21 protein-coding genes are annotated in these 19,629 nt (G+C 66.0%); 9 read left to right on the plus strand and 12 right to left on the minus strand.

Features of this window, described 5'->3' with window-relative positions; translation table 11 throughout:
- The first annotated feature begins 6 nt into the window (after window positions 1–6).
- The 3 genes from AruPA_RS09625 (at window position 7) to AruPA_RS09635 (ending at window position 1,310) form a co-directional block, all read left to right on the plus strand.
- Window positions 7–768: an NAD(P)-dependent oxidoreductase gene (locus AruPA_RS09625; protein WP_265636455.1), complete on the plus strand. Its 762-nt coding sequence runs from the start codon at window positions 7–9 to the stop codon at window positions 766–768.
- Window positions 769–843: 75 nt separating this feature from the next.
- Window positions 844–1,053 (plus strand): hypothetical protein, encoded by a 210-nt coding sequence (locus AruPA_RS09630; RefSeq protein WP_029312296.1) that lies wholly within the window; start codon window positions 844–846, stop codon window positions 1,051–1,053.
- Window positions 1,050–1,310, plus strand: coding sequence for a hypothetical protein (locus AruPA_RS09635; protein ID WP_265636456.1), 261 nt, complete (start codon window positions 1,050–1,052; stop codon window positions 1,308–1,310). The genes AruPA_RS09630 and AruPA_RS09635 overlap by 4 nt, the downstream gene beginning before the upstream one ends.
- Before the next feature lie 12 nt (window positions 1,311–1,322).
- Here the strand turns inward: AruPA_RS09635 and AruPA_RS09640 are convergent, their stop codons facing one another.
- The 4 genes from AruPA_RS09640 to AruPA_RS09655 all read right to left on the minus strand — a co-directional run bounded on the left by AruPA_RS09640 (window position 1,323) and on the right by AruPA_RS09655 (window position 4,723).
- Window positions 1,323–2,486 carry an iron-containing alcohol dehydrogenase gene (locus AruPA_RS09640; RefSeq protein ID WP_265636491.1) on the minus strand — a complete coding sequence of 388 codons (1,164 nt, stop codon included), beginning with the start codon at window positions 2,484–2,486 and terminating at the stop codon, window positions 1,323–1,325.
- A gap of 111 nt (window positions 2,487–2,597) precedes the next feature.
- Entirely contained in the window at window positions 2,598–3,152 is a 555-nt protein-coding gene (locus AruPA_RS09645; RefSeq protein ID WP_265636457.1) for a histidine phosphatase family protein, read from the minus strand.
- Entirely contained in the window at window positions 3,152–3,769 is a 618-nt protein-coding gene (locus AruPA_RS09650) for a glutathione S-transferase family protein (RefSeq protein ID WP_265636458.1), read from the minus strand. Before AruPA_RS09650 ends, AruPA_RS09645 begins: the two co-directional genes overlap by 1 nt.
- 21 nt (window positions 3,770–3,790) lie before the next feature.
- Window positions 3,791–4,723 carry a ribose-phosphate pyrophosphokinase gene (locus AruPA_RS09655; RefSeq protein WP_265636459.1) on the minus strand — a complete coding sequence of 311 codons (933 nt, stop codon included), beginning with the start codon at window positions 4,721–4,723 and terminating at the stop codon, window positions 3,791–3,793.
- 253 nt (window positions 4,724–4,976) lie between these two features.
- On the opposite strand from AruPA_RS09655, the gene AruPA_RS09660 reads away from it, so the two are divergent.
- The 3 genes from AruPA_RS09660 to AruPA_RS09670 all read left to right on the plus strand — a co-directional run bounded on the left by AruPA_RS09660 (window position 4,977) and on the right by AruPA_RS09670 (window position 7,595).
- Window positions 4,977–5,471, plus strand: coding sequence for an RDD family protein (locus AruPA_RS09660; protein WP_265636460.1), 495 nt, complete (start codon window positions 4,977–4,979; stop codon window positions 5,469–5,471).
- A 34-nt stretch (window positions 5,472–5,505) separates the two neighbouring features.
- Entirely contained in the window at window positions 5,506–6,267 is a 762-nt protein-coding gene (locus AruPA_RS09665) for an arginyltransferase (protein WP_265636461.1), read from the plus strand.
- A 146-nt stretch (window positions 6,268–6,413) separates the two neighbouring features.
- Complete coding sequence (locus AruPA_RS09670) at window positions 6,414–7,595, plus strand: mechanosensitive ion channel family protein (RefSeq protein WP_265636462.1); 1,182 nt, start codon at window positions 6,414–6,416, stop codon at window positions 7,593–7,595.
- Between the two features lie 205 nt (window positions 7,596–7,800).
- Here AruPA_RS09670 and typA read toward each other — a convergent pair whose 3' ends face one another.
- On the minus strand, window positions 7,801–9,630 hold the full coding sequence (gene typA / locus AruPA_RS09675; RefSeq protein WP_265636463.1) for a translational GTPase TypA: 1,830 nt from the start codon (window positions 9,628–9,630) through the stop codon (window positions 7,801–7,803).
- Between the two features lie 144 nt (window positions 9,631–9,774).
- Complete coding sequence (locus tag AruPA_RS09680) at window positions 9,775–10,629, minus strand: hypothetical protein (RefSeq protein ID WP_265636464.1); 855 nt, start codon at window positions 10,627–10,629, stop codon at window positions 9,775–9,777.
- Window positions 10,630–10,783: 154 nt separating this feature from the next.
- On the opposite strand from AruPA_RS09680, the gene AruPA_RS09685 reads away from it, so the two are divergent.
- Together AruPA_RS09685 and AruPA_RS09690 are read left to right on the plus strand one after the other, a co-directional pair.
- Entirely contained in the window at window positions 10,784–11,410 is a 627-nt protein-coding gene (locus tag AruPA_RS09685) for a transglycosylase SLT domain-containing protein (protein ID WP_265636465.1), read from the plus strand.
- A gap of 57 nt (window positions 11,411–11,467) precedes the next feature.
- Complete coding sequence (locus tag AruPA_RS09690; protein ID WP_265636466.1) at window positions 11,468–12,754, plus strand: AmpG family muropeptide MFS transporter; 1,287 nt, start codon at window positions 11,468–11,470, stop codon at window positions 12,752–12,754.
- A 226-nt stretch (window positions 12,755–12,980) separates the two neighbouring features.
- Here the strand turns inward: AruPA_RS09690 and rodA are convergent, their stop codons facing one another.
- The 6 genes from rodA to AruPA_RS09720 form a co-directional block, all read right to left on the minus strand.
- On the minus strand, window positions 12,981–14,138 hold the full coding sequence (rodA, locus tag AruPA_RS09695; RefSeq protein WP_265636467.1) for a rod shape-determining protein RodA: 1,158 nt from the start codon (window positions 14,136–14,138) through the stop codon (window positions 12,981–12,983).
- Window positions 14,135–16,015 carry a penicillin-binding protein 2 gene (mrdA, locus tag AruPA_RS09700; RefSeq protein ID WP_265636468.1) on the minus strand — a complete coding sequence of 627 codons (1,881 nt, stop codon included), beginning with the start codon at window positions 16,013–16,015 and terminating at the stop codon, window positions 14,135–14,137. The genes rodA and mrdA overlap by 4 nt, the downstream gene beginning before the upstream one ends.
- A gap of 22 nt (window positions 16,016–16,037) precedes the next feature.
- Entirely contained in the window at window positions 16,038–16,562 is a 525-nt protein-coding gene (locus tag AruPA_RS09705; RefSeq protein ID WP_265636469.1) for a rod shape-determining protein MreD, read from the minus strand.
- A 65-nt stretch (window positions 16,563–16,627) separates the two neighbouring features.
- Window positions 16,628–17,470: a rod shape-determining protein MreC gene (gene mreC / locus AruPA_RS09710; protein WP_265636470.1), complete on the minus strand. Its 843-nt coding sequence runs from the start codon at window positions 17,468–17,470 to the stop codon at window positions 16,628–16,630.
- A gap of 161 nt (window positions 17,471–17,631) precedes the next feature.
- Window positions 17,632–18,039 carry a hypothetical protein gene (locus tag AruPA_RS09715; protein ID WP_265636471.1) on the minus strand — a complete coding sequence of 136 codons (408 nt, stop codon included), beginning with the start codon at window positions 18,037–18,039 and terminating at the stop codon, window positions 17,632–17,634.
- Window positions 18,040–18,075: 36 nt separating this feature from the next.
- Window positions 18,076–18,435 (minus strand): YqjD family protein, encoded by a 360-nt coding sequence (locus tag AruPA_RS09720; protein WP_265636472.1) that lies wholly within the window; start codon window positions 18,433–18,435, stop codon window positions 18,076–18,078.
- Between the two features lie 206 nt (window positions 18,436–18,641).
- On the opposite strand from AruPA_RS09720, the gene AruPA_RS09725 reads away from it, so the two are divergent.
- Complete coding sequence (locus tag AruPA_RS09725; protein ID WP_265636473.1) at window positions 18,642–19,577, plus strand: LysR substrate-binding domain-containing protein; 936 nt, start codon at window positions 18,642–18,644, stop codon at window positions 19,575–19,577.
- The last annotated feature ends 52 nt before the right edge of the window (window positions 19,578–19,629 follow it).

Below are 19,629 nucleotides of genomic sequence, written 5' to 3' on the forward strand. Positions count from 1 at the left end.
GCGCCCATGTCCCTCGTCCTGACCGGCGCCGGCGGCCAGCTCGGCCTCGTCCTCCGCCCCCGGCTGCTGGCACGCGGCATCCCGCTCCGCGCGGTGGATATCGCGCCGATCACGCCGCTCGATCCGCGCGAAACCACCGTGATCGGCGACCTGCGCGACCCCGCCGTCGTCGATCGGGCCCTGCATGGGGCTACCGCGGTCCTGCATCTCGCCGGCACCAGCGTCGAACGGCCGCTGCCCGAGATCATCGAGAACAATCTGGTCGCCCTGCATGCGCTGTATGACGGCGCGCGCCGGCACGCCCTGCAGCGCATCGTGTTCGCCAGTTCCAACCACACCATCGGCATGTACAAGGTCGGCCACCGGCTCGGCCTGTCCGACCCTTACCGGCCGGATGGGTTGTACGGCCTGTCGAAACTCTGGGGTGAGGGTATGGGCCGGCTCTATTGGGACAAATACGGCATCGAAGGCGTTGCATTGCGCATCGGCAGCGCCCTGCCCCGGCCGACCGAAACGCGCCACCTGTCCACCTGGCTCGGCCACGAAGACCTCGAACATCTGGTGATGCAGAGCCTCACCGCGCCGATCAGCGATTACCGCCCGGTGTGGGGCGTCTCGGCCAACACCCGCAGCTGGTGGGACAACGCCGAAGCCGCCGAACTCGGCTACCGCCCGATCCAGAACGCCGAAGATTTCGCGGCCGAAATCGCCGCTGCGCCGGACGCAGGCTGGGACCACCAGGGCGGTGCCTTCGCCGCCGCCCGATGAAACGAAGCCCCGATTCATCTTGCCCAATGCGCATTAAAGACGCATATATGACGCATCATCCCCAAGGAGCCCACCATGTCCGCACGTTTCAATCTCGTCTTATCGGATGAACTGAACCGCCGGGTCGATGCCGTGGCGACCGACCCCGAAACCAAATCCTCACTGATCCGCAAGGCACTGGCGATGTACATCGCCGCGGTCGAAGCGCAGCGCGATCGCGGTCTGCATGTCGGCCTGTTCGATCCGGCAACCCGGGAGATCAAGACCGAAATCATCGGCCTTTGAGCCTGATCGATCTCAACAATCTACCACCCGATGTTCAGGCAACGATCGGGCGCAAGGAAACCGATGGCGAACGCCGGGTCCGTCTCGTCAAGGATCTGATCGTCTTCACCCTGGCGATCATCCTCCTGGTCATCGTGGTCGCCTATTCGCTGGATGTCCTGCTCGCCGCAACCACCACAGCGTCCGACAAGCGTTGGGCGCAATCGATCATCAGCGCCATCGCCGGCGGCGTCATCGGCTATCTGCTCCGCCGCTGAACCGGCCAGGCGTCAGTAAATCGCCTCGTACAACCCGATGATCGCCGCGGCATCCGGCACCGCGGGATTATTCGCCGGGCTGCCCGACGCCAACGCCTGATCCGCCATCACCGCGCGCCGGCCATACCAATCGTCCCGCCTGATCCCGAAGGCTTCCGGCGTCGGCACGCCAAGGTCGAAATTGATCGTATCCAGTTCATCGACCAGCTTGGCGCCCGCCAGCTGGTCCGCATCCTCGGGCTCCGCAAACCCCGCGATCCGCGCCGCCTCGGCATAGCGCGGCAGCGCCGCATGCAGCGAATACCGCGTCACCGCCGGCAGCAGCATCGCGTTGGACAGCCCGTGCGGTACATGAAAATGCGCGCCGATCGGCCGCGACATGCCATGCACGAGCGCCACCGAGGCATTGGAGAACGCCAACCCCGCCAGCGTCGCCCCCAGCATCATCGCCTCGCGCGCGGCAACGTTGTCCGGCTCATGATACACCGCACGTAGATTCGCCCCGATCAATCCCAGGGCAGCCCGCGCATAACTATCCGAAACCGGATTGGCCCGGCGCGACACGAATGCCTCCAGCGCATGGGTGAACGCATCGATGCCGGTATCCGCCGTAGTCCGCGCCGGCACGCTCATCGACAATTCGAAATCGACAATGGCCGCGAGCGGCAGCGCCCCCAACCCGCCGATCAGCATTTTCTCATCCGTTTCGGTATCGGTGATCACGGTGAACCGCGTCGCCTCCGAACCCGTTCCCGCCGTGGTCGGCACCGCGATCAGGGGCAACGCCGCCGTATCGGCCACCACCGGCACCTTGAACGTCCGCATCCTTGTGCCCTCGGGTGCGGCGAGCAGAATATTGATCGCCTTGGCGGTATCGATCGGCGATCCGCCACCGAAGGCCACGATGCAGTCGATATCCAGGTCCGCCGCAAACCGCACGCCCGCCTCGATCACCCGGTCCACCGGCTCCGGCACGGTCTCGCTGAACACGGTATAAACCATCCCCGCCCGATCGAGCGGTTCGGTCACCCGGGCGATCAGCCCAAGCTTCACCATCATCGGATCGGTCACGATCAACGGCCGGTTCAACCCCAGCCGGCCCAGCATCACCGCAATCCGCGACGCAGCACCCGCACCGATATCCATATAGCGCGGCGCAAAAAAACTCATGTCCATCATCGGCCGTCCTGGTTTCCTGCCAAGCATAATGACGCGAAAGGGTTAATAATCAATGAACAGCGCGCATTCCATACACAATTCACCGGTTTCTCACCCCCAGCAGCGCCCTCACGCCAGCGCCGTCGCCCGCCAGCCCTGCCCCACCGGCTCGCACAAAATCGGCGTCGCATTCGTGGTCGGCACGTCCAACGCCAGCCCCATCAACCCCCGCACGGCCCGGAAAAACGCGCCATGCGATACGATCAGCAACGGCCCCGGTGTAGCGCTCAGCACACGCCCCAGCACCAGCCCCGCCCGCACCGTGATATCGGCAAAACTTTCCGCCCCCGCGGGAGTCGCCGTGCCATCCAGCCAGTGCGCGAACCACGGATGCAACGGCTGGCCTTCCATCCCGCCGAACACCACCTCGCGCAAATCCGCCTCCAGGCTGAGCGGCAGCTTCAACGTTTCGTTGACAATTTCGGCCGTCACCCGCGCGCGCTGCATAGGCGATGCCACGATCGCGGTGATGCCGCGCCCGGCCAGCAGCGGCGCCGCGCGATGCGCCTGCGCAAGGCCGGTCTCGTTCAACGGAATATCGACCGCCCCCTGCGAGACCCCGCGCGCATTGTAATCGGTCTGCCCATGGCGCAGAAACCAGAACGCCACGCGCGGCAGCGCCATCAGATCAGGCCTTCCTGCGTCATCGCCCGCACCACCGCCGGCCGCGCCTTCATCCGCGCGTAATGCGCCGCAATCCCCGGCGGCAGCGGCACCGTGTTACGCCCTTCCGCCCAGAACGACACATAGAACAGCGCCGCATCGGCAATCGAATACGAGCCCAGCAGCCATTCCCGCTCACCGAGCGCCTGCTCCATCAGATCGAACCCCTCGCTGAAAATCCGCCTTCCCTCGGCCCGTACCGCCTCTTTCTCCTCGGGGTTCGGGCTGAATCGCTCGGGGCGGAAGATCCGCGTAAACCCCTGCGTATGCATGGTCCCGTTGATATAGCTGATATAGGACATCGCCCGCGCCCGCTCGAGCCGATCCGCCGGCTCCAGCCCCGCTTCGGGAAACATCGCCGCCAGATACCCGGCAATCGCGATCCACTCGGTCAGGGCGGTGCCATCATCCAGCTCCAGCACCGGCACTTTCGACTTCGGATTGACCGCCTTGAACGCCGGCTGATACTGCATCCCCTCGCGCAGATTGACCAGCTGCCCGGTATGCGGCACGCCGATCTCCTCGAGAATGACATGAATGCCCAGCGAACACGCGCCCGGCGCGTAATAAAGCTTCATCACGATCTCCCTCCCGCACTTTCAGTCGAACAGTGAACTGACCGAGGTCTCCTCGGAAATATTCCGCATCGCGGTCGCCAGCAGCGGCGCGATGCTCAACACCCGCAAATTCGCCGGGCAGGCGCGCGATGTGTCAAGCCGGATACTGTCGGTAATCGTCAGCGTCTCGATCGGACTCGCCTCGATCCGATCGAGCGCCCGCCCCGAAAGCACCCCATGCGTCACATAGGCCGAGGCCGAGGTCGCGCCATGCAACAGCAACGCTTCGGCCGCATTACAGAACGTGCCGCCGGAATCGACGATATCATCGATCAGGATGCAGTTGCGCCCCTCGACATCGCCGATCACGTTCATAACCTCGGAAACACCCGCCCGCTCGCGGCGCTTGTCGATAATCGCAAGGTCGCAGTTCAACCGGCTCGCAATCGCCCGCGCGCGCGCCACACCGCCCACATCCGGCGAGACCATCATGATGTCGCGCCCGGCGAACCGCTCCTTGATGTCCCGCGCGAACAGCGGCGCGCCATACAGATTATCCACCGGAATATCGAAAAACCCCTGAATCTGCCCCGCATGCAGATCGATCGTGAGCACCCGGTTCGCCCCCGCCTCGGTAATCAGGTTCGCCACCAGCTTCGCCGAAATCGGCGTGCGCGGGCTGGTCCGCCGGTCCTGCCGCGCATAGCCGAAGTACGGAATGACCGCGGTGATCCGCCGCGCCGAGCTGCGCCGCAGCGCATCGAGCGTGATCAGCAATTCCATCAGATTGTCATTGGCCGGAAACGCGGTCGACTGGATCACGAACACATCCTCACCGCGGACGTTCTCGAGAATCTCGACATGGATCTCCATATCGGCAAACCGGCGGATCAGCGCCTTCGCCAGCGGCAGATCGAGCGCGGCGGCCACCGCCTCGGCGAGCGGCGGATTCGAATTGCAGGCGACAATCTTCATCAAGGAGGTTCCAGGGGCTGCTGCGCGCGCTCGCGCTCGATACGGGGCGAGACCGGGCGTTTAGCAATCGCTTGGCGGGCTGTCCATTGCGCGGCCGCCGCGCCGGTCGAGACCCAAAAAAGCGAATTGTCTCTTTCCTGCACAAAACTCTGCCCGGAGCACCCCAATCCCCGGCGCCGTGCCGGCACAACCATCGCCCGAGCCCTGTAATTCGCCATTGCGTTCTCCCGGACCGGACCATACTCTCTCCGCCATGAGTCAAAGCCTGTCGCTCCGCCCGGACCTCATGCTCGATGCATGGCTCACCCGCGATGTCTGGCCACGCCGGATCATCGCCTTCGTCATCGACCTCATCCTGATCGCCATCTTTGGCGCCATGCTCGTCTGGGTGATCACCGTGCTCGGCATCCTCACCCTCGACCTGGGTTTCCTGCTGTTTCACCTGATGCCGCTGATGCCCGCCCTCTATTACGTCGCCTGGCTGCGCACCCGCACCGCCGCCACCCCCGGCCAGCGCCTGCTCGGCCTCACCCTGCGCCAGGACGACACACTGGGTCTGCCCATGCCTGCACGGCCCAGCCTTGCGCAGGCCATCACCTGGACCGTCCTGCTCTACCTGTGCTTCGCCCTCAGCATGATCCCGTTTCTCCTGGTGCTGATCACCCGCCGCCACCGCGCCCTGCACGATCTGCTGTCCGGCCTCACCCTGGTCCACGCCGCCGCCCTCAACCGGGCCCCCGCCGCGTGAGTCAACCCCGCACCGCATGAAACCAGGCCCGCCCATGTCCCGCTCGCCGCAATTCTTCTACGCCACGGCACCGCTGCCCTGCCCCTATCTGCCCGGCCGCACCGAACGCAAGGTCGTCACCGAGCTGGGCGGCACCGGCGCGGAAGCGTTGCATGACCGCCTCTCGCGCGGCGGCTTTCGCCGCAGCCACAACATCGCCTACGCCCCGGTCTGCCACGGCTGCCGCTCGTGCATCCCCATCCGCATCGTCGTCGCCGAATTCACCCCCAGCCGCACCCAGCGCCGCATCGCCGCCCTCAACACCGGGATTCGCGCCTACGAAATGCCCCCGCGCGCCACCTCCGAGCAATTCCTGCTGTTCCAGCGCTACCAGCATGCCCGCCACGGCGAGGGCGACATGGCCTCGATGAGCTTCTACGACTACCGCGCCATGGTCGAAGACACGCCGATCGAAACCTGGCTGGTCGAATACCGCGACGCGTCAGACCGGCTGATCGGCGCCTGCCTGACCGACCGCCTGGGCGATGGTCTCTCCGCGGTCTACTCTTTCTTCGCGCCCGACCTCGCCCGCCGCTCGCTCGGCACCCAGTCCATCCTCTGGCTGGTCGAGCGCGCCCGCGAGCTCGGCCTGCCCTATGTCTATCTCGGCTATTGGGTCCCCGAAAGCCCGAAAATGGCTTATAAGGCCAGGTTCCGCCGCACCCAGGTGCTCGCCGGCGGCGCCTGGGTCGACCGTGAAACCATGTTCGACCCGCAGCACACCGCCATCGAACGCACCCCGATCACGTCGGCTTGATCGTCACGCCGCCGGTTCCACCGCGCCGATCTCCGCCGGCCGCGCGATAAGCCTTGCATCCGCGCCGCCGGGTTCTAACTGGCAACCAGCAACCGAATGTGCTGCACCGCACCATGATCGATGCGGCCCACGCCAGAGGAGGCTTCATGGCCCAGACCGCGACAACCGCCGCCCCACCCCAGACCCACGCCCCGTCCAACCCGATCTCGCACGCCGCGATCAACGCGACCAGCGCCATGCACGGCCTGCCGCATGCGCTGATCACGCTCATCCTGATCGCCGCCGCCCTGCTGCTGGCCGGCGTCATCCACTTCATCCTGGTCCACGCCGTGCCCGAACGGCTGCTCAAGCGGCGGCCGGTCCTCGCCATTCTGGTCAAACGCACCAGACGCATCCTGTTCCTGGTGCTCGCGGTCGTGCTGCTCGGCACCGTCCTGCCCGAAGCGCCGATGGCGGCGTCCACCCTGTCGCGGGTGCTGCACGTCCTCAGCGCCGCCTTCATCGTCCTGCTCGGCTGGAGCCTGATGATCGCGGTCGATACCTTCACCGTTCATAAACTGTCGCTCCGCCCGGACAACATCCAGGCGGATGTCATGGCGCGCAAGCACGTCACCCAATGGCAGGTGCTGCGCCGCGCCAGCCACGTCCTCATCCTCATGATCACCATCGCCACCGCCCTGATGGTGTTTCCCGCCGTCCGCCAATACGGCGTGTCGCTGCTCGCCTCGGCCGGCGCCGCCGGCCTCGTCGTCGGCCTCGCCGCACGGCCGGTGCTCTCCAACCTGATCGCCGGCATCCAGATCGCCATCACCCAGCCGCTCCGCGTCGAAGACGCCGTCGTCATCAACGGCCAATGGGGCTGGATCGAGGAAATCACCAGCACCTACGTCGTCGTCCGCATCTGGAACTGGCAACGCATGATCGTGCCGCTCGCCTGGCTGCTCGAACAGCCCTTCCAGAACTGGACGCGCGATTCCTCCGAACTGATCGGCACCGTTCACTGGAATGTCGACTACACCGTCCCGGTCGATGCGCTGCGCAAGAAACTCGACGAAATCGTCCACTCCACGCCGCTCTGGAGCGGCAAGGTCGTCGTCCTGCAGGTTACCCACGCCCTCGCCACCACCATCGAACTGCGCGCCCTGGTCTCGGCCCGCAACTCCGGCGAAGCCTGGGACCTGCGCTGCTACGTCCGCGAAAAAATGATCGACTACCTGCAAGCCACCTACCCCGGCGCCCTGCCGAAACAACGCCTCGAACTCGAAGGCCAGCCGATGCCCGATGCGATCCACGATCCGGTTACCGAACGGGCGCATCAGGATGCGTGAAAGACAAGGAGGGGCTTCTTTTTTGAAAAAAAGAAGCAAAAAACTTTTATTTATTTGCGTCTTTACGGATGAATACAGGGGAGGACCGCTGACCTGTATATATCGTTCTGATATCAGAAAGGGCGTGCAACGTCCGGGCGGGGACATTTGAACAGGCGCCGCGCGGTCGGACAGGTGCGGCCGACGCTGGCCGCACCGGAGCCGATCAGGCCGCGTCGAACGCCCGATCGGCCTTCTTGCGCGAATGCGGGTCCAGATGCCGCTTGCGCAGCCGGATCGCGCTCGGCGTCACCTCGACCAGCTCGTCGTCCTCGATATACGCGATCGCCTGTTCGAGATTGAGGCGGCGCGGCGGGATCAGCAGCAGCGCCTCGTCCTTGCCGGCGGCGCGGATGTTGGTCAGCTTCTTCTCACGGATCGGGTTGATATCAAGGTCGTTCTCGCGCGAATGCTCGCCCAGGATCATCCCCAGATACACCTTCTCGCCGGCGCCGATGAACAAGGTCCCGCGATCCTGGAGCGCGAACAACGAATATTGCACGCTCTCGCCATCGGAATTGGAAATCAGCGCACCGTTGCGCCGTCCTTCCAGCGTGCCCTTCCACGGACCATAGCCGACGAAATGGCGGTTCATCACGCCCGAGCCGCGCGTATCGGTCAGGAACTCGCCATGATACCCGATCAAACCCCGGCTCGGAATCCGAAACGTCAGCCGCTGCTTGCCACCGCCGGAGGGGCGGATGTCCTGCAACTCGCCCTTGCGGCGCGACATCTTCTCGACCACGACGCCCGCATAGGGCTCATCGACATCGATCAGCACTTCCTCCATCGGCTCCTCGCGCTCGCCCGCCTCATTCTCGCGCGTCAGCACGCGGGGACGACCGATGGTGAGTTCGAACCCTTCGCGGCGCATCTGCTCGATCAGCACGCCCAACTGCAATTCGCCGCGCCCGGCAACCTCGAACGCCTCGGTCTCGTTGGAATCCGTCACCTTGATCGCGACATTGCCTTCCGCCTCGCGAAACAGCCGCTCGCGAATCTGGCGCGATGTCACTTTCTTGCCTTCGCGCCCGGCCAGCGGACCATCGTTGATGCGGAACGTCATCGACAGCGTCGGCGGATCGATCGGCGTCGCCGGCAGCGCCGCGGTGATTTCCATCCCCCCGATCGTATCCGGCACGGTCGCTTCCTTGAGCCCGGCCACCGCGATGATGTCGCCGGCCGAAACCTCATCCACCGGCACCCGCTCGAGCCCGCGGAACGCCAGCAGCTTGGTCAGCCGCCCGGTTTCCACGCTGCGGCCATCGAAACTGATCACCCGCACCGGCATATTGACGGTCGCGCGCCCTTGCTCGACGCGCCCGGTCAGCACGCGACCCAGGAAATTATCGCTCTCCAGAATCGTCACGACCATCGCGAACGGCGCATCCTCCGGCAGGTTCGGCGCCGGCACATGGCTCACGATCAGATCAAACAGCGGCTTGAGCGACTCGCGCGGCCCATCCAGATCCACCGTCGCCCAACCCTGCCGCCCCGAGGCGTACAGCATCGGAAAATCCAGCTGCTCGTCATTCGCGCCGAGTGCGGCGAACAGGTCGAACACCTCGTTATGAACCTCATCGGCACGCGCATCCGGCCGGTCGATCTTGTTGACCACCACGATCGGCTTCAACCCGCGCGCCAGCGCCTTGCCGACCACGAATTTGGTCTGCGGCAGCACGCCCTCGGCGGCATCGACCAGCACGACCACGCCATCGACCATGTTCAGAATCCGCTCGACCTCACCACCGAAATCCGCGTGACCCGGCGTGTCGACGATGTTCAACCGCACATCACCCCACTGCACGGCGGTGCATTTCGCCAAAATGGTGATGCCGCGCTCCCGCTCGAGATCGTTCCGGTCGAGCGCGCGCTCGGCGACATGCTGATGCGCGCCGAACGAGCCGGACTGCTTCAACAACTGGTCCACCAGCGTGGTTTTGCCATGGTCGACGTGCGCGATGATGGCGACATTGCGCAGCATATTCTGGGTCATATTATCGTCTTTCGGGGTTCAACGGGCTCCTCCTACACGTTTTGCACCGCAAAAGCGAGCATATCGGACGAGCGATCTTCGCATATGCAAAAAAGGGACGGCTCATCGCCGCCCCTTTCCGCCGGTTTTCAGCCGCAGGTGTCGTTACATCGATGAATTGGTCGAATGGGTCATCTGATTGTGCATGGTGCTGTCCTTCTTGCCCTGCACGCTGCCGGGGCCTGTCTGCGCATTGCTGCCCATCGCCCCATTGCCCATTGCGCCATGGCTCATGGCACCATTGTTCATCGACCCGTCATTCATCGAACCGTTGCTCATGCCGGTGTTCGACATCGAACCCGCCGCACCCATCGTCGAGCCCATGTCGCCCTTGTTCGTCATGCCACCGTGCATGTCCATCATCGCCTTGTGGATCATCATCGATGCGCCATGGTAATCACCATCGCGCACGTCCTTGCGCGCGTCGCGGATCGCCGAGATCGCCGGCGTGCTGATCGGGCCATTGACCGAACCCTGCACATAGGAATTGGTCAGCAGGTCGGTCTCGGCGCGACCCAACGCATCGTTCGCGCGCATCTTGTTGTGCGACATCACCGCCTGCTGGGCCATATGCATATACTGCCCGGCCGAGCCGTTCTCCGGCATCATGCCGCCGCCCGCCATGCCGTGATCCATCATCGCGCTGTGATGCATCATGCCGGTCGAATGGCCCATCGTGTTATGGCCCATCGCTTTGGACATCGTGCTGCGGCGCTGCTTCGGCATCGTCTGCATGCCGGTGGTCGATTTCGCGGTCCCGGCCGCATCCGGCGCCGCCATGCCACCCGAGGTCGCGGCCATGTTACCCGACGACGTACCGGATTCCTTGCCGGTCACCCCGGTCGAGTTCATCCCTGCGGAGGCCGGCTGCCCGCCGGTCGTGCTGGCCGGAGCGTTCTGCGCGAGCGCAATGCCACTCATAAGCATCAGTGCGGAACCTGCCATAAGAATTGTACGCATCGTAACATCCTTCCTGCGATCACGTCGGCGTGCGTGACGGCTGTTTTATGTCGAGATCAGACCCCGACGGTTAAGTGTGCCGTAACGATGTGGGGATAATGTCGCCGCTGAACAACCGCGCAGAATTGACCGCGCGATTAAACCGGAGTCAGAAATGACCACGGCCCTCCGCCGCGCCGTTGCGATCCTGGGTCTGATCCTCCTCGCCGGCGGCACCGCCCACGCCGGTGGCGGATGCCGCGTCGCCGCGGCCATCGCCTCCAGCCGGTACAACCTGCCGCCCGGCCTGCTCGCCGCGATCGGCGTGGTCGAATCCGGCCGCCGCACCGGGCCGGGCGGCGCCAAAGCCGCCTGGCCCGACACGGTCGATGCCGATGGCCAGGGTCATTGGTTCGCCACCGCCGCCGATGCCGCTGACTTCGTCCGCATCGCTGAGGCCGGCGGCGCGAAATCGATCGACGTCGGTTGTTTCCAGATCGACCTCGAAGACCACCCCGATGCCTTCCCCAACCTCGCGACGGCCTTCACACCCGCCGCCAACGCCGCCTACGCCGCCGCATTCCTCGCCCGCCTGCACGCCAACCTCGGCTCATGGCGCGCCGCGACCGCCGCCTATCACTCGGCCACCCCGGCCCGCGGCCTGCCCTACGCGGCCCTGGTCAGCGCCGCCTGGCACGGCATCGCCGCGACAGCCGCCGCACCGCGCGCACCACACCCCGGCGGCCACGTCATCCACCTCGCGCCACCCCACGGCCACCTGCCGCTCATCATCACGCCATAACCCCCTGCGGCCATCGCGTGCTTGACGCGGCAACGGCCCACCCTGGCAAATGGCGGCATGAAGCGCATCCTGCCCATCGCCCTGATCACCGCCCTCGGCTTCTCCTCCGGCCTGCCTCTGGCGCTGTCCGGCTTCACGCTGCGGCTCTGGCTCGCGCGCGCGCATCTGCCGCTCGCGGCGATCGGCTTCACCACCAATCTCGGCATCGCCTATTCATTGAAATTCCTCTGGGCCCCCGCGCTCGACCAGATCCGCCCGCCGCCGCCGTTCCGCACGCTGGGCCGCCGGCGCGGCTGGCTCCTGCCGATCCAGCTCTGCCTCGCCGCCACCATTGGCGGCCTCGCGCTCACCCATCCGGCGCACCACCTCGCCCTCACCCTGATCCTCGGCGGCCTCGTCGCCTTCCTCTCGGCCAGCCAGGACATCATGATCGATGCCTGGCGGATCGAGTTCTTCCCGCTCACCCTGCAGGGGGCCGCCACCGCCGGCTATGTCTGGGGCTATCGCGGCGCGATGCTGATCTCAGGCTCCGGCGTCATCGCCCTGTCGGTCACGCTCGGCTGGCACGCCGCCATCCTGCTGCTGGTCCCCCTGCAACTGATCGGCGCCGCCACCACCCTGCTCTGCCCCGAACCACCCCCCCCCGAAACCGTCGATACCGGGTCGATCGCGGCGCGCTTCCGCGATGCCGTCATCGCCCCGCTCGCCGAATTCTGGTCGCGCCGCGGCGCCGCCGTCATCCTCGCCTTCGTCGTGCTGTTCTACCTCGGCGAAGCCCTCGCCGGCGTGATGCTCGCCCCCTATTACACCCATCTCGGCTTCAACCGCGCGATCATCGCCCTCGCCACCGGCCCGGCCGCCCTGGTCGCGGTGCTCGCCGGCACCGCCCTCGGCGGCGTGCTGGTCGCCCGCGCCGGCGTCGGCACCGCGCTGATGGCCGCCCTGCTGTTCCAGACCCTCGCCCTCGGCCTGTACCCCGTCCTCGGCCTCTACCCGCACCTGCCGCACATCCTGCTGGCGGTCAGCGTGGTGGAATCCTTCGCCCAAGGCATCTCGGACGCCGCGTTCATCACCTATCTCTCCGGCCTGTGCGACAAGCACTACACCGCAACCCAATACGCTCTGCTGTCCTCGGTCGCCGCCGTCGCCCTGCGCACGGTCGGCGGCCTGTCCGGCGTGCTCGCCCAGGCGCTCGGCTGGATCAGATTCTACGAATTCACCATCGTCTCAGCCCTGCCCGCGATCCTGGCGCTGCTGGTGATTCTGCGCCACTATCCGCCCGGCCACACCATGAGCCGCAAGCCTGCGCCGATCGCCCGGCGCAGCGGATCACAACCACCCTGAATTCCTCAAACCGCCCCCATGCCGCATCCGCCGTCAGCGCCGGCTCACCCCGGACCCGGTCAGCCACATAAGCAACACAAGCGCCGCACAGCAGGAAGGGTCTTCTTTTTTGTGAACAAAAAAGAAGCAAAAAAAACTTCATTCATCCGGGCCCGTGCTCGTGAAGCCGCCCATGCCCCAGCGGATGGAAGTTTTTTGGTTCTTTTTTACAAAAAAGAACCGCTTCCTACTCCTCGCTCACCGCAAACTCGACATCCCGATGCACATGAATCGACATCAACACCCCAAACCCCAGCATCACAGCGGTCAGCGCCGACCCGCCGTAGGACACCAGCGGCAACGGCACCCCGCCCACCGGAATCAACCCCATCACCATCGCCAGATTGACGAAACAGTACAAGAACAAATTGGTCGCAATCCCCAGCGCCGCGAGCCGCCCGAACTGGTGGCGGCAGCGCAGCGCGGTGTAAATCGCCATCATCACCATCGAGAACAGCACGCCCAGCAGCACGATCGAGCCGGCAAAGCCGAATTCCTCGGCAATGATGGTGAATACGAAATCGGTCTGCTTCTCCGGCAGAAAGTTCAACTGATTCTGCGTCCCGTGCAGAAACCCCTGCCCCCACATCCCGCCCGAACCCAGCGCGATCTTCGACTGGATGATATTATACCCCGCCCCCAGCGGATCGCGCCCGGGGTGCAGAAACGTCAGGATGCGCTCCTTCTGATACCCGTGCAGATGGCTATAGGCATAGGGTGCAATGATCGCGACCAGCCCGATCACGATGGCGAATTTCCACCACCGCACCCCCGCCCCCAGCAGCACTGAACCGCCGATCGCCATGGTGATCACCGCGGTGCCCAGGTTCGGCTCCTTCAGGATCAGCGCCGCCGGCACCAGAATCGCAAGCACCGGCGGAATCAGGAACAGCGGATTGCCCACCCGCTCATGCGTCGCCCGCTGAAACCACGAGGCCAGCGCAAGCGCCAGAAACAGCTTCATCAACTCCGAGGGCTGCACATGCACACCCCCCACATCGAGCCAGCGCTTCGCCCCGAGCCCGACATGGCCGAATTTCCACACCGCGATCAGCAGCACGATCCCCAGCCCGTACAGCAGCCAGGCGCATTTCGCGATGATGCGGATATCGATCATCGCAATCGCGATCATCAGCAGCAGCGAGGCGAAAAACCGCTCGATCTGCGGCGTCGCATAAGGCTGGCCATGCCCGCCCGCCGCCGAATACAGCGCCGCATAGCCAATGCCCGCCAGCGCGCAGCACGCCAGCACGAACAGCCAGTTCACCCGCAGCAGCTTGCTTGCGAAGCTGAACGAGCGATCATACTGCGGCCGATAGAATTTGGTGGCGAGCGGGGTGTTCATGCCGGTCCGGCCTCGCTGATCACAGCCTGCGGCGCGCTCTGAATGGTGCCGGGCGCCGCCGGCGTCAGGGTGCGGGTCAACGCCGCCGTCATCAACGCCTGCGCGATCGGCGCGGACACCGAAGCCCCCTCATTGCCATGCTCCACCGCAACCGCCACGGCAAACCGCGGCACATCGGTCGGCGCGAACGCAATGAAAAACGCATTGGGCCGGAATTTCCACGGCAGGTTGGCATCGTCGTAATTCGCCTTCTCCTGCGCCTGCGACAGATCATGCACCTGCGCGGTCCCGGTCTTGCCGGCCATGAACACGCCGGGAAGGGTCAGGCGCGAGGCATAACCGGTGCCGAGCTGCGTATTCACCACATCGAACATCCCCTGCCGCACCGCGGCCAGATTGCGCATATCGAACCCGAGCGAGGGCCAGTCGTCCGGCCCGTTGCCCGGCTGCACGACATCGCCGATCGCCCCGGCGATATGCGGCCCGACCGCCCGCCCCGTCGCGATGCGCGCGGTCATCGTCGCCAGCCCGAGCGGCGTGACCTGGGTATATCCCTGCCCGATCCCCTGGATCACGGTATTGCCCTTGGTCCACACCAGCCGCCGGTCGCGCGCCCATTGCCGGGTCGGCAGAAACCCCTGCGAAACCCCCGGCAGATCAAGCGGCAACGGCCCGATCAGCCCGAGCTTGCGCCCCATCGCGGCAATCCGGTCGATGCCGGTGACCAGGGCGGTGTGATAGAAAAACACGTCGCAACTCTGCTGCAACGCGCCCACCACGTCGATCGAACCATGGCCCTGATGCCGCCAGCAGTAAAAAGTATGGTTGCCCAGCTTCAGATACCCCGGGCAGAAAAACCGCGTGCTCGGCGTAATCGCGCCGCACTCGAGGGCCGCCATCGCGACATTCGGCTTGAACGTCGATCCCGGCGCATACAACCCGCCGGTCGCCCGGTCGTTCAACGGCCGGCGCGGATCGGCCATCCAGCGCCGCCACACCGCCTCCGGCACACCGGCATCGAACAAGGTCGGATCGAACCCCGGCTGGCTCGACATCGCCAGGATCGCGCCATTGGTCGCATCGAGCATCACCGCCGCCCCGGCCTGTCCGGCCAGTTTCTGCGCGGCCAGGCTCTGCAACCCGGCATCGATGGTCAATTGCACCGTCGCGCCCTGGGTGCCGTTGTCCCGATCGAGCACGCGCACCACCGTGCCATGCGCGTTCACCTCGGTCTGCACGATGCCCGGCTCACCCCGCAGCGCATCATCGCGCGCCCGCTCCACCCCGGCACGCCCCACCCGCATGCCGGGCAGGGCGAACACCGGATTCTGCACCGCCTGCGCCGGTGTCGGCCGGGCGACATACCCGATCGTATGCGACATGGCATCCCCCATCGGATACACCCGCGATGCCCCGACATCGACGAACACGCCCGGCAGATCCGTCGCATTGACCTCGATCCTGGCCATGTCCGACCAGTCCAGATAATCCTTCAGCAGCACCGGCACATAGCGCGGCTTGCCCGCGATATCGCGGGCGATGCGCTGGCGCTCGCTGTCCGAAAGACTGACCAGCGCGGCAAACCGCTCGATCACCGCGGCCGGATCATGCGCCTGCACCATCATGAACAGGGCGCGCCAATGCTGCTTGTTGCCGGCCAGGATCACCCCATGCCGATCCGTGATCAAGCCGCGCAGCGGTGCGAGCAGGCGCTCGTTCACCGAGTTCTGCTTGGCGAGCGTCGCGTATTTCCCGTGCTGGAGCACCTGCATCCGATACAGCCGCACGCCCAGCGCACCGAAGGCGGCAAGCTGCGCGCCGCCCAGCAGCAAAGCCCGGCGGCTGAAAATCGGCCGCAATTCCCTCTCGCGCTTCATGCCGTCATCGACCCATCCATCCTCACGCCTGCTCGGGCGCCGCCGCTCCCCGATGCGCCCGGATCAGCGCGACCGCAAGCAACGGATAGATCAAAACCGCGATAACGCCCTGCGCCAGAATCGGCGCGGCCGGCAGCATCGCAAGGTCGAGCACCGCGCGCGCCGCATACTCCGCCGCCGTCAACACCGCGACGAACCCGGCGAACACCAGCCAGACCATCAGAAATCCGCGCCGCACCAGCGCGCGCCGGATCGCCGCCATCGCCGCCTGTTCCAGCAGCAGCAACACCGCCCACAGCCCGAGCGGCGAGGCGCCCAGCAGATCGAGCAGCACACCGAGCAGCGCGACCAGCGGCGCCGGCAGCGCGGCCGGCCGGTACAGGCTCCAGAAATAGACCGAAGCCATCACGAACCCGACCCGCACCCCCGCCTGCAGCGGCAACAACCCGGGAATCGCCAGCACGATCATCACGACCGCGATGCTGACCGCCGGCAGCGCGTGCCGCCCCACCCGATCAAGGCTGCGCCAGAATTCCACGCCCTCCATTTTCAACCGCCAGCCATCATGCGCATCCGCTCATCGCCACGGCGGCGCGCTGCCCGCCCCGCCATTCAGGGGGTGGTCGCGGCGCCATCGGCACCAGGCTGGCGGTCGTATTCAAACAGGCGCAGCACGCGCAGCCGGGTCATGCCGGCAAACGGCCGCACCACCGGATCGTTCTTGCCGTCGTAATGCACGGTGCCCACCGGCAATCCATAGGGAAACACCCCGCCGACCGCGCTGGTCAGCACGATCTGCCCCTCGCGCGGCGGGTTGCCCGGCGCCCAGTAGATCAGCCGGGGCGTCGCGCTGTTCTGACCCTCCATGATGGCGCGCCCGCCATGCCGCCCGATCGCCACCGGCACCCGGCTGTTCAGATCGGTAATCAGCAGCACCCGCGCGCTGCGCGACCCCGCCTGCACCACGCGCCCGACCACGCCGCTGCCATCCATCGCAATCGCGTTGACAATGCCATGCGCATCGCGCGGAATCGTCACCAGCACCGACCGCGCATACAGCCCGCCCAGATCCGCGATCACCCGGGCCGCGAAAAAACTCGGCGTCGGGGTGGGCACGAAATGCAGTTGCGATTTCAGCGCATCGTTCTGCGCCGCCAGCGCCAGCGCCACGGCGCGCCAGCGTTTGAGCCGGTCGTTCTCGGCGACCAGCCGGGCATTGTCGGCATGCAGCCGGAACCAGTCGCCGATCGCCCCGCGCCCCTGCTCGATATCGGTCACCGGCGCCGCCGCCGCGCGATACACCGGCGCCAGCGCGTCATCGAGCCCGGTGCGCAGCGTATCACCAAGATGCCGATCCGCCCGGCCGGCCAGCACCAACCCGAGCGAGACGATCAGCATCACCGGCAGGGTCAGGCGTGACAGGGCTTGTCGGACCGGAATTGAAAGCCGCAGCATGCGGCACGCTCCGTTAAAAATTGAGACGATGAACGAGATTTTACACGCAGTCTACGCGACTGCGTCAATCCCGGTCTTACGCCACCTGAGCGCCGCCGCCAATGCCGATGATGCGATGAAGGCAGGAATAAGGCATATTTCCGCCCAGCCGGTCGCGCGGGTCAGTCCCGCGCGTCGGATTGCCGTTTCGTGGTATATTCCGTGATCGCACCAAGGATCAGCGCCGCCAGTACCGCCTTGCCCGGGTCCTTGCGGATCATCGTCTGTGCCAGCCGCAGCACCTCCGCCGCCACGCCGTAGCGCGCCCGCGCAAGCATCGGCCGCGGCCGGCGGTTCCACACCATGCTCGCCGCGCCGAACAACCCTAGCGCGATCACAATGAACCCGGCCCCGAAGATCAACGCGGCGTCGATCACGTTCAGCGCATCCGCGACCACCCGGAAGGCCGCGGCAAGCAGAAACCCAGCCCCGAGCAGCAGGGCCAGCAGACCGGCCAGGCTGAGCACGATCCGCTGCGTCAGATAGCGAAACGAAAACCCGTCGATCAGATTGAAAAACACCCTCAGCACGTCACGATCTCCCCACCCCGACGTGCCCGATGCCGATCACGATCTACGGCGACGGCGCAGCAGATGAGCCGCCACGAACCCGACACCCGCCGCGATCGCCAGCGCCGCGAGCGGCTGCTCATGCACCTTGGATTCCACCTGGTTCACGGCGCGACCGCCCTTGATGCGCAGCTGCTTGGCAAGGTCGGACATGTCATCCTCGATGGTCGAGAGCCGCAGGTCGATCGCATGCTTGAGTTCCGCGAGTTTTTCCGGGCTGTCGTTGAATTCCTTCATCGTATCCCCGGCCAGCCGGACCAGCTTGGTCCGCAGCGCCTCGAAATCGCCCTGGAACCGGTCAAACTCATCGGTCAATGTGCCCATCGCGTCTTTTCGCTTGCCGCCCCAACTCGCCATGCCCGGATCCTTTCGATGATGGTCGCGGCCACACGGCCGCTCGATACCGATCAGGAGTGGGGTTTCGCGCCAGCGGCTTCAAGTTACGAAATCCGTAATGAACGGCACGCGGCACCCGGCCCGGCCGCCCCATCGCGCCGCGGCCTGATAGGGCCAATCGATGCCCGCCATTCCCCCGATCGGCCAAATCGATTAAGACGAGCCGCATGGACCCCCATCCCACCCGCACCCTCGCCGGATTGTCGCTGCGCGATCTCGAATATGCCCAGGCCGTGTCGGAACTGCGCCATTTCGGCCAGGCGGCCGCGCGCTGCGGCGTGTCGCAACCCGCCCTGTCCGAACAGATCCGCAAGCTCGAAGCCCTGCTCGGCGTCGCCTTGTTCGAACGCACCAAGCGCCGCGTCGCGCCCACCGCCGCCGGCGCCACCCTGCTCGCCCAGATCGAGCGCGTCACCGCCGAAGCCCGCCATCTCCTCGCCTTGTCCCACGGCCAGCCACACGTCATGGCCGGCACGGTCGCCCTGGGGGCGATCGAGACGCTCGGCCCCTACTACCTGCCCGGCATCCTGCGCCTGCTGCGTGCCGAACGCCCCGCCCTGTCGCTCCGCCTCACCGAAGCGCGCACCGCCCCGTTGATCGAGCGCCTGGTCAGCGGCGCGCTCGACCTCGCCCTGCTCGCCATGCCGGTGCCGCGCGCCGGGCTGGTCGCCGTGCCGCTGTTCTTCGAGCCTTTCCTGCTCGCCACGCCGCCCGGCCACATGCTCGCCTCCCTGCCGCGCCTGACCCTCGATGATCTCCCCGCCGAAGACCTGCTCCTGCTCGAGGACGGGCATTGCCTGCGCGACCAGGCGCTCGCCCTCTGCAACGCCAAGCCGGTCACCCGCCACGCCACCAGCCTCGAAACCCTCTGGCAGATGATCGCAGCCGGCGAGGGCTATTCCCTGCTGCCCGCCCTCGCGGTTGCCGCCCGCCCCGACCTGCACGACCTCGTCCTGTGCCAGACCCTTGCCGACGAGGATGCCGGGCGCACCATCGCCCTGGTCTGGCGCGCCTCGGACCCGCGCGACCCGGCGTTCCGCGCGCTCGCCGCCCTGTTCGCCGCGCTTCGGCCGGCGGTCACGCTGCCAGCGCCCGGCACATGACCCGCGCAGCCCCAAACGCCCATGCCCCCGAGTCAAAAAGTTTTTTGTTTCT

Origin of the sequence: Acidiphilium sp. PA (assembly GCF_026191915.1) — a bacterium.
Lineage (GTDB): Bacteria > Pseudomonadota > Alphaproteobacteria > Acetobacterales > Acetobacteraceae > Acidiphilium.

What these genes read in the sequence shown, in the direction of transcription:
- AruPA_RS09625 (WP_265636455.1), top strand. Translation starts at nt 7, where the DNA reads ATGTCCCTCGTCCTGACCGGCGCCGGCGGCCAGCTCGGCCTCGTCCTC.
- AruPA_RS09630 (WP_029312296.1), top strand. Translation starts at nt 844, where the DNA reads ATGTCCGCACGTTTCAATCTCGTCTTATCGGATGAACTGAACCGCCGG.
- AruPA_RS09640 (WP_265636491.1), bottom strand. Translation starts at nt 2,486, where the DNA reads ATGGACATGAGTTTTTTTGCGCCGCGCTATATGGATATCGGTGCGGGT.
- AruPA_RS09645 (WP_265636457.1), bottom strand. Translation starts at nt 3,152, where the DNA reads ATGGCGCTGCCGCGCGTGGCGTTCTGGTTTCTGCGCCATGGGCAGACC.
- AruPA_RS09650 (WP_265636458.1), bottom strand. Translation starts at nt 3,769, where the DNA reads ATGAAGCTTTATTACGCGCCGGGCGCGTGTTCGCTGGGCATTCATGTC.
- AruPA_RS09655 (WP_265636459.1), bottom strand. Translation starts at nt 4,723, where the DNA reads ATGAAGATTGTCGCCTGCAATTCGAATCCGCCGCTCGCCGAGGCGGTG.
- AruPA_RS09660 (WP_265636460.1), top strand. Translation starts at nt 4,977, where the DNA reads ATGAGTCAAAGCCTGTCGCTCCGCCCGGACCTCATGCTCGATGCATGG.
- AruPA_RS09665 (WP_265636461.1), top strand. Translation starts at nt 5,506, where the DNA reads ATGTCCCGCTCGCCGCAATTCTTCTACGCCACGGCACCGCTGCCCTGC.
- AruPA_RS09670 (WP_265636462.1), top strand. Translation starts at nt 6,414, where the DNA reads ATGGCCCAGACCGCGACAACCGCCGCCCCACCCCAGACCCACGCCCCG.
- typA (WP_265636463.1), bottom strand. Translation starts at nt 9,630, where the DNA reads ATGACCCAGAATATGCTGCGCAATGTCGCCATCATCGCGCACGTCGAC.
- AruPA_RS09680 (WP_265636464.1), bottom strand. Translation starts at nt 10,629, where the DNA reads ATGCGTACAATTCTTATGGCAGGTTCCGCACTGATGCTTATGAGTGGC.
- AruPA_RS09685 (WP_265636465.1), top strand. Translation starts at nt 10,784, where the DNA reads ATGACCACGGCCCTCCGCCGCGCCGTTGCGATCCTGGGTCTGATCCTC.
- AruPA_RS09690 (WP_265636466.1), top strand. Translation starts at nt 11,468, where the DNA reads ATGAAGCGCATCCTGCCCATCGCCCTGATCACCGCCCTCGGCTTCTCC.
- rodA (WP_265636467.1), bottom strand. Translation starts at nt 14,138, where the DNA reads ATGAACACCCCGCTCGCCACCAAATTCTATCGGCCGCAGTATGATCGC.
- mrdA (WP_265636468.1), bottom strand. Translation starts at nt 16,015, where the DNA reads ATGAAGCGCGAGAGGGAATTGCGGCCGATTTTCAGCCGCCGGGCTTTG.
- AruPA_RS09705 (WP_265636469.1), bottom strand. Translation starts at nt 16,562, where the DNA reads ATGGAGGGCGTGGAATTCTGGCGCAGCCTTGATCGGGTGGGGCGGCAC.
- mreC (WP_265636470.1), bottom strand. Translation starts at nt 17,470, where the DNA reads ATGCTGCGGCTTTCAATTCCGGTCCGACAAGCCCTGTCACGCCTGACC.
- AruPA_RS09720 (WP_265636472.1), bottom strand. Translation starts at nt 18,435, where the DNA reads ATGGCGAGTTGGGGCGGCAAGCGAAAAGACGCGATGGGCACATTGACC.
- AruPA_RS09725 (WP_265636473.1), top strand. Translation starts at nt 18,642, where the DNA reads ATGGACCCCCATCCCACCCGCACCCTCGCCGGATTGTCGCTGCGCGAT.